Source organism: Castellaniella defragrans, assembly GCF_014203015.1.
In the GTDB taxonomy this organism is placed as follows: domain Bacteria; phylum Pseudomonadota; class Gammaproteobacteria; order Burkholderiales; family Burkholderiaceae_B; genus Castellaniella; species Castellaniella defragrans.
This window is the reverse complement of record NZ_JACHIB010000001.1, coordinates 42,203-54,418: the sequence shown is the minus strand read 5'-3', so window position 1 is coordinate 54,418 and position 12,216 is coordinate 42,203. Positions and strand designations below refer to the sequence as shown.

General features: G+C 63.6%; 14 protein-coding genes, 1 tRNA gene and 1 pseudogene. 11 read left to right on the top strand and 5 right to left on the bottom strand.

Annotated features, from left to right (window positions below):
- Nucleotides 1–5: 5 nt before the first annotated feature.
- Both HNR28_RS00240 and HNR28_RS00235 read right to left on the bottom strand, forming a co-directional pair.
- Nucleotides 6–707, bottom strand: coding sequence for an amino acid ABC transporter permease (locus tag HNR28_RS00240; protein ID WP_043679840.1), 702 nt, complete (start codon nucleotides 705–707; stop codon nucleotides 6–8).
- Nucleotides 708–733: 26 nt separating this feature from the next.
- Complete coding sequence (locus tag HNR28_RS00235) at nucleotides 734–1,564, bottom strand: ABC transporter substrate-binding protein (protein ID WP_043679844.1); 831 nt, start codon at nucleotides 1,562–1,564, stop codon at nucleotides 734–736.
- A 574-nt stretch (nucleotides 1,565–2,138) separates the two neighbouring features.
- On the opposite strand from HNR28_RS00235, the gene HNR28_RS00230 reads away from it, so the two are divergent.
- Complete coding sequence (locus tag HNR28_RS00230) at nucleotides 2,139–3,419, top strand: aminotransferase class V-fold PLP-dependent enzyme (protein ID WP_043679847.1); 1,281 nt, start codon at nucleotides 2,139–2,141, stop codon at nucleotides 3,417–3,419.
- Between the two features lie 378 nt (nucleotides 3,420–3,797).
- Here HNR28_RS00230 and HNR28_RS00225 read toward each other — a convergent pair whose 3' ends face one another.
- Entirely contained in the window at nucleotides 3,798–4,304 is a 507-nt protein-coding gene (locus HNR28_RS00225; RefSeq protein ID WP_242404256.1) for a DUF6088 family protein, read from the bottom strand.
- Nucleotides 4,305–4,518: 214 nt separating this feature from the next.
- Here HNR28_RS00225 and HNR28_RS00220 point away from each other — a divergent pair, with 214 nt between their 5' ends.
- The 5 genes and pseudogenes from HNR28_RS00220 to tnpC form a co-directional block, all read left to right on the top strand.
- On the top strand, nucleotides 4,519–4,824 hold the full coding sequence (locus HNR28_RS00220) for a type II toxin-antitoxin system RelB/DinJ family antitoxin (RefSeq protein WP_043679849.1): 306 nt from the start codon (nucleotides 4,519–4,521) through the stop codon (nucleotides 4,822–4,824).
- Complete coding sequence (locus tag HNR28_RS00215) at nucleotides 4,821–5,111, top strand: type II toxin-antitoxin system RelE/ParE family toxin (RefSeq protein ID WP_043679852.1); 291 nt, start codon at nucleotides 4,821–4,823, stop codon at nucleotides 5,109–5,111. Before HNR28_RS00220 ends, HNR28_RS00215 begins: the two co-directional genes overlap by 4 nt.
- Before the next feature lie 191 nt (nucleotides 5,112–5,302).
- The gene (gene tnpA / locus HNR28_RS00210) at nucleotides 5,303–5,635 is read left to right on the top strand and encodes an IS66-like element accessory protein TnpA (protein WP_148304866.1); all 333 of its coding nucleotides are present in this window, start codon (nucleotides 5,303–5,305) and stop codon (nucleotides 5,633–5,635) included.
- On the top strand, nucleotides 5,632–5,967 hold the full coding sequence (tnpB, locus tag HNR28_RS00205) for an IS66 family insertion sequence element accessory protein TnpB (protein ID WP_151023932.1): 336 nt from the start codon (nucleotides 5,632–5,634) through the stop codon (nucleotides 5,965–5,967). Before tnpA ends, tnpB begins: the two co-directional genes overlap by 4 nt.
- Nucleotides 5,968–6,020: 53 nt before the next feature.
- Nucleotides 6,021–7,008: pseudogene (gene tnpC / locus HNR28_RS18835) on the top strand (IS66 family transposase); the annotation flags it as partial.
- On the opposite strand, the gene HNR28_RS00195 reads toward tnpC, so the two are convergent.
- On the bottom strand, nucleotides 6,956–7,282 hold the full coding sequence (locus tag HNR28_RS00195) for a hypothetical protein (RefSeq protein ID WP_162177827.1): 327 nt from the start codon (nucleotides 7,280–7,282) through the stop codon (nucleotides 6,956–6,958). The pseudogene tnpC and the gene HNR28_RS00195 overlap by 53 nt on opposite strands.
- A 229-nt stretch (nucleotides 7,283–7,511) precedes the next feature.
- A tRNA-Phe gene (locus tag HNR28_RS00190) sits at nucleotides 7,512–7,587 on the bottom strand.
- Between the two features lie 134 nt (nucleotides 7,588–7,721).
- Here HNR28_RS00190 and hemA point away from each other — a divergent pair.
- The 5 genes from hemA (at nucleotide 7,722) to HNR28_RS00170 (ending at nucleotide 12,204) form a co-directional block, all read left to right on the top strand.
- On the top strand, nucleotides 7,722–8,999 hold the full coding sequence (gene hemA, locus HNR28_RS00185; protein WP_043679966.1) for a glutamyl-tRNA reductase: 1,278 nt from the start codon (nucleotides 7,722–7,724) through the stop codon (nucleotides 8,997–8,999).
- 83 nt (nucleotides 9,000–9,082) lie between these two features.
- Nucleotides 9,083–10,162 carry a peptide chain release factor 1 gene (gene prfA, locus HNR28_RS00180; protein WP_043679968.1) on the top strand — a complete coding sequence of 360 codons (1,080 nt, stop codon included), beginning with the start codon at nucleotides 9,083–9,085 and terminating at the stop codon, nucleotides 10,160–10,162.
- A 78-nt stretch (nucleotides 10,163–10,240) separates the two neighbouring features.
- Nucleotides 10,241–11,062, top strand: coding sequence for a peptide chain release factor N(5)-glutamine methyltransferase (gene prmC / locus HNR28_RS00175; RefSeq protein ID WP_151023933.1), 822 nt, complete (start codon nucleotides 10,241–10,243; stop codon nucleotides 11,060–11,062).
- A gap of 195 nt (nucleotides 11,063–11,257) precedes the next feature.
- Complete coding sequence (gene grxD / locus HNR28_RS18170) at nucleotides 11,258–11,599, top strand: Grx4 family monothiol glutaredoxin (protein ID WP_043679974.1); 342 nt, start codon at nucleotides 11,258–11,260, stop codon at nucleotides 11,597–11,599.
- Nucleotides 11,596–12,204, top strand: coding sequence for a UbiX family flavin prenyltransferase (locus HNR28_RS00170; protein ID WP_043679976.1), 609 nt, complete (start codon nucleotides 11,596–11,598; stop codon nucleotides 12,202–12,204). Before grxD ends, HNR28_RS00170 begins: the two co-directional genes overlap by 4 nt.
- The last annotated feature ends 12 nt before the right edge of the window (nucleotides 12,205–12,216 follow it).

The window sequence follows — 12,216 nt, the reverse complement described above, 5'->3', positions numbered from 1 at the left end:
CCTTGTCAGCTTCTGGCCGCGGCAGAGCGGTGTTTTGAGATGCAGGCGCCCCCCAGCATCAGGACGAGAGACACGGCCAGGTACAGGGCCGTGACGACGAGATAGACCTCGAAGGTCTTGAAGGTGGCGGATTCGATTTCGCGTCCGGCGCCGGTCAGTTCGATCAGGCCGATCGCCATGGCGAGGCTCGTATTCTTGAACAGCAGCAGCGTCTGGTTCATCAGCGACGGGATGGCGATGGCGAACGCCTGCGGAAGCACGATCTTGCGCATCGAGCGCAGGTAGCTCAGGCCCAATGAGCGCGAGGCTTCCATCTGGCCGTCCGGGATGGCGCGGATGGCGCTGCGCAAGTCTTCGGCGACATAGGCGGCCGTCACCAGTCCGATGGCGATCGTGGAAAACAGGAATTCTCCGCCCCATTGGTTGATGGCGTCGTTCAGCCCCGCCGGCAGGACGGCCGCGACCCCGAAATACCACAGCAGAATGTGGACCAGCATGGGCACGTTGCGGTGAAACGCCACATACAGCGCAATGGCGTAGTTGAGGGGGCGGATGTCGAGCATGCGCAGCGTGGCCAGCACGCTGCCCAGCCCGAACGCCAATAGCCAGGCGAGGGCGGTCATTTCGAGCGTCGTCAGCAGCCCCCCGAGAATGAGGGCGGGGTAGCCGTTGCCGAGCAACGCCGCAAAATCCAGTGTGTAGTTCATGAAGCGACCGCCCTTCCTTTATTCGACTAGCCCTTGATTTCCTCGAACTTGAATGTGCGCTTCGTGTAGAACTTGGTGTCCTTGCCGAACCATTTGTCGAAGATCGCCTGGGCTTTTTGGGAGGCTTCCAGCTGGGCCAGTGTGTCGTTGACTTCCGCCAGCAGTTCCTTTTCGCCCTTGCGCACGCCGATGCCCCACGGCTCGGTGAACAGCGGCTTGTCGATCATCTGGGTCTTGCTGCCCGTTTTCCGTGATTCCTGCTCGAATTTCAGCAGCATGAGCTCGGATCCGACGAAGCCGGAAACCTTGTTTTGCTGCAGCGCCAGGTACGAGGTCGGCGGATCCTTGAACGTCACGGTCGTGACGTTCGGGATCAGGCGCTTGGCGCCGGCTTCCGAAGACGAACCGCTGACCGCGCTGACCCGTTTTCCCGACAGGTCCGCAGGCGTCTTCAGCGTATCGGCATCGGAACTGCGGATCAGGATTTTCTGCGGGCTGACGTAGTCGGCGTAGCTGTAATCGATCTGCTGGGCCCGGTCGGGAGACCAGCCGAGATTGGCCGCCACGACGTCCACCCGGCCGGCGACCAGTTCGGGGATGCGCGCCGCCACGGCGATCATCTTGATTTCCAGCTTGACGCCCAGATGGTCTGCGATTTCCTGGCAGAGATCGACTTCGTAGCCGACGACCTGGCGTGTCTTGGGATCCTGGAAGCTGAAGGGTTCCGACGTCCCCAGCGTGCCGCAGACGAGCGTGCCGCGGCTCTTGACGTCATCCAGCGCGTTGGCCGATGCGGCGCAGCTGGCGCCCAGGGCCAAAGCGATGGCGGTGGCTTTCAATGCGATTTTGAATTTCATGCGTCTCTCCGGTGCTTGATGATTATGATCGATCGATCCGCCTGCGGGGCCGAACCGGCTTTCCGCGTTCCCGGCGGATCGCTTCGATGAAGGCGCCGTGCAAAAGAATATCTCGCATGGCCATTGGATCCCATCAAATCGATCCAGCGTGCATCATGCAAAAAAATGCGGAAGCGCAAAAGGGAATTAATTTGAGGTTTTCCCATTCCTAAAAAGAATGTTTGTTCTTGCGCGGATCCGTGGGCCTGTTCATGGGGAATAATTTCCATATGAATCATGATGTTATATGGAATCTATATTCAAATTGAAGAGGGGGTGGGCACTCTTTTCAGGGGCTGCATTGGCCGCTGCTGGATATGAATTCTAGGGTATTCCCTAGGAGTGCGGAGGGCCGTGATGGCCATGCCCATGAACCTCCCGAACCGGTCGTCCGGCGGGTTCGGCCCGGCGGATGAGCCGGTGGTTCCACATATCGCTTTATTTCATCTATTTGGATATAAAAATCTCCCTTTCATCGAACTTGGATCGGTTTCATAATCGCCGACATTCCGTGAAACCATTTCAAGAGCGTCTTATGTCCCTTTCTCAAGGCCAATTCCTTCCTGAAGACCTCATGTCCGAGATCAAAAGCAGATTCCATCAGGTGGATCACGACCATGCGGGCCAGAAGCGCCTGTATTTCGACAATGCCGGCGGAGCGTTTCGATTGAAATCCGTGCTGGAGCGCCTGGCCGAACTGGATGCGATTCCGGACAACATCGAGCGCGTCCACACGGTGGCGCGCCGCCTGCAGGATGTCCAGGCCAGGGGCGAGGCGGACTTCCGCTGCTTGCTGAACGCGAAAGGGGGCAGCATCCATGCGGCCCAGACGGCTTCTTCGGTCATGTTCGACATGGTGCGCGCCGTCGCGGAAAACGTGGCCGGGACCAATATGGTGACCACCGTGCTGGAACATCCTTCGGCGTTCGATGCGATGTCCCTTTATGCGCAACGGTCGGGCAGGGAACTGCGGGTCGCGCAGAGCAATCCGCGTACCGGCGGCATCGACGTCGACGCGATCGTGCAATTGATCGACCAGGACACCTGCCTGCTCAACGTGATCTGTGCATCCAACATTTCGGGCGCGAAGCTGGACCTTGAGGAAATCGTCCGGCGGACGCGCGCCATCAAGCCGGATCTCTACATTCTCGTCGATGCCGTGCAACACGCGCCTCATGGTCTGATCGATCTCCAGCGCACGCCGGTGGACGGCATCAATATTGCGCCGTACAAGATTTTCGGCGTGCGCGGCTCGGGGATGGCCTGGCTGTCGGATCGGGCCGCCGTGCTGCCGCACCACAAGCTCCAGGGGAAGAACGCCGATGCCTGGGGCCTGGGCAGCGGCACGCCTTGGCAGTTCGCGGCCATGACGGAGATCGTCTCGTATGTCTGCTGGCTGGGCGGGAAGTTCACCGACAGCCGCGATCGCCGCGACTTGTTCGCAAGCGGAATGACCCGCATCGAACTGCACGAGCGCGCATTGTTGTCACGGTTGCTGGAAGGCAGCGGATCGGTCGAGGGGCTGCGGCATATTCCGAAGGTGAAGGTGCATCTCGATCATCCCGACCTGAGCAAGCGTGATCTCATCGTCATGATCGACCTGGGCGGTCTCGATTGCTCGGAAGCCGTCCTGGAATACGAGCGGCGCGGCGTGGTGGTCTATCAGCGGACCGCCGCCAGCATCTATTCAAAACGGATGCTGGATTCATTCGGGCTCGGCGGAGGCGTACGCATATCCCCCCTGCACGTGCATACGCCCGAGGACATAGACGTGTTTCTCCGGGTCACCGCCGAAATGGCGGACGCGCTGGCCTAAATGCCGCGGCGCCTGGGGCCGCTGCCGATCCTGCAAGGGCTTCCGGCGTCCAGACGACCCTCATGCGTGGCCGGCCATCTGGGCGCAGCCGGCTCCCGGCGCATCACGCGGGGTTCCGCCAAAACAAAACGCCCGACTGAGAACAGTCAGGCGCCAATTCTGGTGGCCCGGGGCACGATCGAAAAATGATCGTAAGCCAGCATGGATAAAGGACCTTTTCAAAAGTGGTTGATACCGAGGGAACATTCTAGGGAATAGGGGTCTCCGTTCGCAAGTAGGCTAATGCTACGGCTTGCAAAACATCAGGGCGGGAGGTGATTTTGTCTGCCATCAAGTCCTGGCGGATGGCATCGCCTTGTGTATCGGCAAGCAGTTGAGTCAATCGCTTGACGATACGGGGTTTGTCCGCAGGCAGGGTGTCCTTGAGCCAGTGCAGTGCTTGCACGACGCGCATGGTGGGCCGATCGGCCCAATGCAGGCGGTTCGGAGCGGTGAGCTTGAAGTGATGGTCAGATTATCGAGCTGGATGGTGCGCCGGCGTGCGTCGGTATGGATGGTGACATGTGCGGGCACCGCGTCCGCCAGGCCCTGGTCGTTGGCAGCGGTCATGCCATCAACCAGCAGGCGCAGTTGGTCGCGGCGTGCGATCGAATCCACCACGGCACGGTAGTCCGGGGCCGCTGTCTTCTTGGTCTGGTTGTTCTCCCTGGGCCGGTCGTACAGGTCACGGTCAATGCGACGAAGCTGGCCAGCCGCGGACCAAGCGTTGGAGCGCCTTATCCACGGCATCACGACCGTCAAAGTGAGAAAAATCGGCCGGCACCCACACTCGACCGGGAGCGGCCGCGTCGATGTCGGTCTGAGTTGGGCTTTGATATCGTTCATAGGGCACCCTGGTCCGATATTTGTATATGTTTTTCGGACAGAGGAGTTAGGGCGTACGAGGGCCAGAGCAACGCTTGCACAGCAAGATGGACAAGTTGGGAAAGTGATGCACACGACTGTGCAGATTGGATGAGCTTGTACAGATTTCCTTGATGATGTAATGCAATTGAATTACAATCATGATGGCTCAAGCCTATCCCACAGGAGGCTCGCTATGTCCGCCAGTGCATTGGTTCAAACTCGCATCGACCCCGTTCTGAAAGAACGGGCCACGGAAGTGCTCAACAACATGGGCCTCACCGTGTCGGATGCTGTGCGTATTCTATTGACCCGTGTGGCCAATGAAGGGACGCTGCCGTTCAACTTTGCCGTTGATCCGGCGGCGCACGACGCCTGGTTCCGCGCCAAGGTTCAAGAGGCCTTGAGCGACCCGCGTCCTGCCGTGTCCAACGAAGAGGCCTCTGCCCATTTCGCCAAACGCCGCGCCGCCGCCATGCGCAAAGCCGAGGGCAAGGCGTGAAGGTCGAGTGGTCGGAGTTTGCGATGGAAGACCGCGACAGGATTTTCGATTACATCGAGTCGGAAAGCCCCAAAGCAGCGGTATTGGTTGACAGTCGTATCGAAGAACAGGTCAATCGGCTTGCACAGTACCCGGAGTTCGGCCGGCTTGGCCGCGTTGAGGACACCCGAGAACTGGTCATCGGTCAGACGCCCTATATCGCGCCTTATCGCATCTATGGGGATGTCGTGCGCATCCTGCGCGTGCTGCATGGGGCGCAACAATGGCCGGATGATTTTGGTGATTGAATAGCACCCCCAAAGTTGGGCCGCGCGCATCGCATCATTGGCGGGATGGTACACCTGGGCCGGGCCTGCCCCACGAGCGCAAAGGCCACGTGCGCTTTTATGTCAGGGCCGCCAAGGGTAAGCACCCGGTGAATCCATCTTGAGCCCTCCGGGTCGCTTCCGATAGTGTCCACCATTTTTAGGTGGACACCATGAGCAAGGCAGAATTGGCTCCGCTGCGCCAGCGGCGCTCTTATCCGAAGGACTTGAAGGCTCAGATTGTGGCCCAGTGCAGTCAACCCGGCGTGTCAGTGGCCGGCGTAGCACTCTCGCACGGCATCAACGCAAATGTGGTTCACAAATGGATTCGACAGGCCGAACGACAGCCCGCAACGGCGTTTGTGCCGATCATGCCCGCGGGTGTACCTGGTGTAGGTCATCATATCGAGATTCATCTGGCGCGTGGTGCTGTGCAGGCGACGGTGCGCTGGCCGGTCAGCGACGCCGGGGCGTGCGTGTCCTGGCTGCGCGAGTGGCTGCGATGATTCGCATTGAAGCCATCTGGCTGGCCACCGAGCCGCTGGACATGCGCGCAGGTGCGGGCACAGCGCTGGCGCGCGTGGTGACGGCGTTTGGCGCGGCTCACCCGCATCATGCGTATTGCTTCGCCAACCGGCGGGCCAATCGCATGAAGGTGCTGGTGCACGACGGCATTGGCGTGTGGCTGGCGGCCCGACGCCTGAACCGGGGCAAGTTCGTCTGGGCCGATGCAGTGCACGGATCCCGTGTCGGACTGGACACCGAGCAGTGGCATGCCCTGGTGCTGGGCCTGCCGTGGCAGCATGTGGGATCAGCGGGCACGATCTCGGTGCTGTAAATCAGGCAAGATGCCGATACTGTCACCGAGCCAACTGCGGCATACTGCGGCCCATGGATTCGGCAACATCCCTCGATCACCTCGATGAGCAACAGCTACGCACCTTGGTCCAGCAACTGATGGGCGACGTGGCCGTGCGTGACGGGCAGCTTGCCACACAGGATCAACTGATCCACACCAAGCAGACGCATATCGATCAGCTCACCCACGAACTGGCGATGTACAAGCGCTGGCGCTATGGCAAGCGCAGCGAGCAGCTCAATGCCGCCCAGCTCAGTGTGCTGCAAGAGACGATGGACGAGGATCTGGCGGCCATCGAGGAAGAACTGGCCGCCTTGCGCGATGAGCCTGCGGCTACGCCCCAGAAACCGCAAGCACCGCGCCGTCTGCGGTTGCCTGTCGAGTTGCCGCGCACCGACATCCACCATGCCTGGTCGATGCGCTCAAGGCCGAGATGCTGGGCCGTACGGTGCTGCATGCCGACGAGACACCGGTGCAGATGCTCACGCCCGGCGCGGGCAAGACCCAGCGGGCGTATCTGTGGGCGTACACGTCCACATCCTACGACAGCCTGCGTGCGGTCATTTATGACTTCGCACCCAGCCGTGCCGGGGCGCACTGCCGCACCTTCTTGCAAGACTGGCGCGGCAAACTGGTCACGGACGATTACTCCGGCTACAAGGCCGGGTTCGCCACCGGCATCACGGAACTGGGCTGTCTGGCCCATGCCCGGCGTAAGTTCCATGATCTGCACGTCAATCATCAGAGCCAGATCGCCGCCCAGGCACTGGAGCTGTTCGGTGGGCTGTACGGGGTTGAACGTGAGGTGGCAGAACTGCCCGCCGATGAGCGCAAGCGGATACGGCAGCAAACAGCCGTACCCATTGCCAATACCTTACATCAGTGGCGATCGCCCAGCGCCAGCGTGTACCTGACGGATCGGGGACGGCGCGGGCAATGGCTTACAGCTTAAAACGCTGGGAGGCGCTCACGCGCTACCTGGATGATGGCGATGCACCGATCGACAACAATTGGGTGGAATGGCGCGCAGGTAGCGATTGATGATCCGTGAGTCGAGGAGTGCGCCTTTGAGGTATGGGAGGCGCTTCTTGGCGTAGGTGGTGAAGGCGCCGGCTACTGACGTGCGAAATGGTCCGCTGCCAACTGCCGAGCCTTGTTGCCGGATTTCGGTGCGTAGCTCGGCCTGAGCGTTGTTCGCAGCCGCCTCCGAAGGGAAGCCACTGCGGTATTCGTCCTGGCCCTTGATGCGTAGTCGAAACGACCAGCCGTTGCCTTCGCGAAAAGGTTTAGCCATGCCGCACCTCCACATGGGAGGTGGTGCGGAGGGGGGAGGTTTGGTTCATCACAATTCCTGTGGGAGTGGAATTGCGTATAGGCAAACTCGCGAGATGACGGCCGGAAAATGGCACAACACCGCACCGAAGCGCACCCGTCCACCAATGGAATTGACAGAAAAGTGACAGACCAAATAAAAAGCCCAGCGCATCGGCTGGGCTAAGTGTTTGATTCTACTGTAAATTCTATGGTGGCCCGGGGCGGAATCGAACCACCGACACAAGGATTTTCAATCCTCTGCTCTACCGACTGAGCTACCGGGCCAAGACGCAGAATCATACATGAAAATTTGATCCTGTGCAGGCAAGCGATGTCCGGAAGCGACGGTCGGCGTTCCAAGTCGGGCGGCAACGCCCTATAATACAAGCCATCTTCTCGTGCAACTTTTTCCTGCGGGCATGTCCGTCGACGTCCTGACCTTTGGCCTGAACCACGTTTCCGCACCGGTCTCGGTGCGGGAGCGCGTGTCGTTTCCGCTCGAACTGGTCAAGCCCGCCCTGGCGGCCCTGCGGTCCGCCTTCGGCAGCGGCGTGCGCGAGGCCGCCATCCTGTCCACCTGCAACCGCACGGAAATCTACTGTGCGGCCGATCCGGGCGTCGCGCCGGAACTGCCCGCCTGGCTGGCGGAATTCAACCGCCTGGAAACCGGCCTGCTGGCGCCGCACCTCTACCAGTACCAGAAGAACGACGCCGTGCGCCATGCCTTCCGCGTGGCCAGCGGCCTGGATTCCATGGTGCTGGGCGAGCCGCAGATCCTCGGCCAGATGAAGGACGCCGTGCGCACGGCCGAGCAGGCCGGCACGCTGGGCACGCTGCTGCACCAGCTGTTCCAGCGTACCTTCTCCGTCGCCAAGGAAGTCCGCTCGCAGACGGCCATCGGCGCGCATTCGGTGTCCATGGCCGCCGCCGCCGTGCGCCTGACCGAGCGCGTGCTGGGCGACCTGTCCTGTAGCAACGTGCTGTTCATCGGCGCGGGCGAGATGATCGAACTCTGCGCCACCCATTTCGCCGCGGTGCGGCCGCGCCAGATCGCGGTGGCCAACCGCACGCTGGAGCGCGCCGAGACCCTGGCGGCCCAGTTCGACGCCCGCACGCTGAAGCTGTCGGCGCTGCCGGACCACCTGGCCGAATTCGACGTGGTCGTCTCCTGTACGGCCTCGTCCCTGCCCATCCTCGGCCTGGGGATGGTGGAAAGGGCCGCGCGCGCGCGGCGCCACCGTCCCATGGTGATGGTGGACCTGGCCGTGCCGCGCGACATCGAGCCCGAGGCCGGCCGCCTGGCCGACGTCTACCTGTACACCGTCGATGATCTGGGCCGCATGGTGCAGTCGGGCACCGACGCGCGCCGCGCCGCCGTGGTCCAGGCCGAAGCCATCATCGAAGCGCGGGTGCGGCATTTCATGCACTGGCTCAGCAACCGCGAAATCGTGCCGGCGATCATCGACTACCAGCAAAGCGCCGACGCCCTGCGCCTGGCCGAACTGGACCGCGCCCGGCGGCTGCTGGCGCGCGGCGACGATCCCGAGGCCGTGCTCGAACTGCTCGCGCACAGCCTGACGCACAAGTACATGCACGGCCCGCTGGCCGCCCTGAACCGCAGCGAAGGCGCCGAGCGCGACCAGCTGCTGGCGCTGCTGCCCCGCCTGCTGCCCGAATCCGGCGCCCGCCGCCGGTAGCGCCGATCTCCCCCTCTTCGTGCCGATCCGGTCCCGCGCGGGCCGGGTCCTGGCTTCCTTGTGATTTTCCGGAACCTCCCTCCATGAAAAGTTCGATGCGCAGCCGTCTGGAACAGCTCAGCCACCGCCTGGCCGAGATCGACGCCCTGCTGGCCGAGCCGGACAGCGCCGACGACATGGACCGCTTCCGCAAATGGACGCGCGAGCGCGCCGAGCTGGAGCCCGTGGTGCGGGTGTTCGAGTCCTGGCAGCGGGCGTGCGACGACCGGGACGCGGCGCGCGAGATGCTTTCCGACCCCGACATGAAGGCGCTGGCCGAGGAAGAGCTGTCGGGCGCCGACGCGCGCATCGAGGCGCTGGAAGCCGAATTGCAGATCCTGCTGCTGCCGAAGAATCCGGACGACGACCGCAGCGTCTTCCTGGAAATCCGCGCCGGCACGGGCGGAGACGAAAGCGCCCTGTTCGCGGGCGACCTGCTGCGCATGTACACCCGCTACGCGGAAATGCGCGGCTGGCGGGTGGAACTGATGTCCGAGAGCGCGTCCGAGCTGGGCGGCTACAAGGAAGTCATCGCCCACGTCGAGGGCGACGGCGTCTACGGCCGCCTGAAGTTCGAGTCCGGCGCCCACCGCGTCCAGCGCGTGCCCGAGACCGAGTCCCAGGGCCGCGTGCACACGTCCGCCTGCACGGTGGCGGTGATGCCCGAGGCCGATCCCCAGGCCGACATCCGCATCGATCCCAACGACCTGCGCATCGACACCTTCCGCGCCAGTGGGGCGGGGGGGCAGCACATCAACAAGACCGATTCGGCGGTGCGCATCACCCACCTGCCGACCGGCCTGGTGGTGGAATGCCAGGACGACCGTTCGCAGCACCGCAACAAGGACAAGGCCATGCAGGTGCTGGCCGCCCGGCTGAAGGACCGCCAGCAGCAGGAAATCCACGCCCGCGAAGCCGCCCAGCGCAAGAGCCTGGTAGGCTCGGGCGACCGCTCGGAGCGCATCCGCACCTACAATTTCCCGCAGGGCCGCGTCACCGACCATCGCATCAACCTGACGCTGTACAAGCTGGCGCAGGTGATGGACGGCGACCTGGGCGAGCTGACCGACGCGCTGCTCGCCGAGCACCAGGCCGAGCAGCTCGCCGCGCTGGCGCTGGACTGAAGCGATGAGAAACGCGATGGGAATCCGGCCGGACCCCCGGGGCGGGCGCATCGCGGCGATGCGCGCGGGACGCCGGACATGATCCGGACTCTGCGCGAATCCCTGGCGGCCAGCCCGCTGCCGCGCCTGGAAGCCCAACTGCTGTGGCAGCGGGTGCTGGACGTGCCGCGCGCCTGGCTGATCGCGCACGATGCCGATCCCCTGCAGCCGGCGCAGCTCGACGCCTACCGGGCGCTGGAGGCGCGCCGGATCGCGGGCGAGCCCATCGCCTACATCCTGGGCCGGCGGGAATTCTTCGGCCGCGACTTCCTCGTCACCCCGGCGGTGCTGATCCCCCGGCCGGACACCGAGCTGCTGGTCGAGTGCGGTCTGCGGGCGATCCGGGACGTGCGCGCGCCTTGCGTGCTGGATCTGGGCACGGGCAGCGGCATCGTGGCGGTGACCCTGGCGCTGGAGCGGCCCGATGCCCGGGTGCGGGCCACCGACCGCAGCGCCGAGGCCCTGGCCGTGGCGCGAAAGAACGCATGCGCCCTGGGGGCAAAACTATTGTTTTCACACGGGAATTGGTACGATACCGAGTTGGGTTCGGTGCGTTTCGATCTGATCGTCTCGAATCCTCCGTACATCGACGCGCGGGATGCGCACCTGGGGCAAGGCGACCTGCGCTTCGAGCCTCCGGGCGCCCTGACCGACGGAGCCGATGGCCTGCGGGCCCTGCGCGAAATCGTGCGGGGCGCGCCGGACCATCTGGGCCCGGGCGGGATCCTGTGCGTGGAACACGGCTGGGACCAGGCGGCGGCCGTCCGGTCCCTGTTTTTGCGCCACGGGTTCGCCGACGTCGCCAGCGAGCGGGATCTGTCCGGCATCGAACGCGTCACCCGAGGCTGTTTGCAGGCCTGATTTTTTTACCGCCAGGCCGCCCCTGGAGCACAGCCCCGGGGCGCGGCGTGGAGGTTCATTTTTTGCCGCCAGGCCGCCCCAAGGCAAAAAGCGCCCCCTCCGGGGGCAGCGAGCCGAAGGCGCGGCGTGGGGGTTCATTTTCTGCCGCCAGGCCGTCCCGAAGCTGGCGTGGGGGCATTTTCAAGCGAGACCACCATGAGCGAAGCAGTCCAATCCGAAGTCCAGAATTTCATCCGTGAAACGGTCACCGGCCACCCGGTCGTCCTGTTCATGAAGGGCACGGCCCAGTTCCCGCAATGCGGCTTTTCCGGCCGCGCCATCCAGATCCTGAAGGAGACCGGCGTCACCAAGCTGGTCACCGTCAACGTGCTGGAAGACCCCGAAGTCCGCCAGGGCATCAAGGACTACGCCAACTGGCCGACGATTCCCCAGCTCTACGTCAAGGGCGAATTCATCGGCGGCACCGACATCATGAACGAAATGCACCAGAACGGCGAACTGGCCCAACTGCTGAAGGACGCCGGGGCCATCGAGTGAATCCCCCCCGGCGGCTGGTCGTCGGCATCAGCGGGGCGACCGGCGTCCGGTACGCCACCCGCCTGCTGGAAATCGCGCGGGCGCACGGCGGGGTGGAAACCCATCTCGTCATGTCGCCCTCCGGGGTGCTGAACGTGCGCCATGAACTCGGCCTGGATCGCCAGGCCGTGCATGCGCTGGCCGATCACGTCCACAGCCATCGGGACGTGGGCGCGGTGCTGGCCAGCGGCAGTTTCCGCACGGCCGGCATGGTGGTGGTGCCCTGTTCGATGCGCACGCTGGCGGCCGTGGCGCATGGCCTGTCGGACAACCTCATCACCCGGGCGGCGGACGTGACCCTCAAGGAACGCCGCCGGCTGGTGCTGATGGTGCGGGAAACCCCCTTCAATCTCGCGCATCTGCGCAACATGACGGCAGTGACCGAAATGGGCGGCGTGATCTTCCCGCCGCTGCCGGCATTCTATCTGCGCCCGGTTACACTGGATGAACTGATCGACCATACCGTGTGCCGCGTGCTGGAACTCTTCGACATCCATGTGCCCGGGCCGCGCTGGGAAGGCCTCGACGACCCGGGCGTCCCCCCGCGGAGCGGCGGGGCCGTCTGATGCGCCGCCGCC

Excerpts from the sequence above, each read along its gene's own strand:
- HNR28_RS00235 (WP_043679844.1), bottom strand. The coding sequence starts at position 1,564 with ATGAAATTCAAAATCGCATTGAAAGCCACCGCCATCGCTTTGGCCCTG.
- HNR28_RS00230 (WP_043679847.1), top strand. The coding sequence starts at position 2,139 with ATGTCCCTTTCTCAAGGCCAATTCCTTCCTGAAGACCTCATGTCCGAG.
- prfA (WP_043679968.1), top strand. The coding sequence starts at position 9,083 with ATGAAAAGTTCGATGCGCAGCCGTCTGGAACAGCTCAGCCACCGCCTG.
- HNR28_RS00220 (WP_043679849.1), top strand. The coding sequence starts at position 4,519 with ATGTCCGCCAGTGCATTGGTTCAAACTCGCATCGACCCCGTTCTGAAA.
- hemA (WP_043679966.1), top strand. The coding sequence starts at position 7,722 with ATGTCCGTCGACGTCCTGACCTTTGGCCTGAACCACGTTTCCGCACCG.
- HNR28_RS00225 (WP_242404256.1), bottom strand. The coding sequence starts at position 4,304 with ATGAACGATATCAAAGCCCAACTCAGACCGACATCGACGCGGCCGCTC.
- HNR28_RS00240 (WP_043679840.1), bottom strand. The coding sequence starts at position 707 with ATGAACTACACACTGGATTTTGCGGCGTTGCTCGGCAACGGCTACCCC.
- tnpA (WP_148304866.1), top strand. The coding sequence starts at position 5,303 with ATGAGCAAGGCAGAATTGGCTCCGCTGCGCCAGCGGCGCTCTTATCCG.
- HNR28_RS00195 (WP_162177827.1), bottom strand. The coding sequence starts at position 7,282 with ATGGCTAAACCTTTTCGCGAAGGCAACGGCTGGTCGTTTCGACTACGC.
- prmC (WP_151023933.1), top strand. The coding sequence starts at position 10,241 with ATGATCCGGACTCTGCGCGAATCCCTGGCGGCCAGCCCGCTGCCGCGC.
- tnpB (WP_151023932.1), top strand. The coding sequence starts at position 5,632 with ATGATTCGCATTGAAGCCATCTGGCTGGCCACCGAGCCGCTGGACATG.
- grxD (WP_043679974.1), top strand. The coding sequence starts at position 11,258 with ATGAGCGAAGCAGTCCAATCCGAAGTCCAGAATTTCATCCGTGAAACG.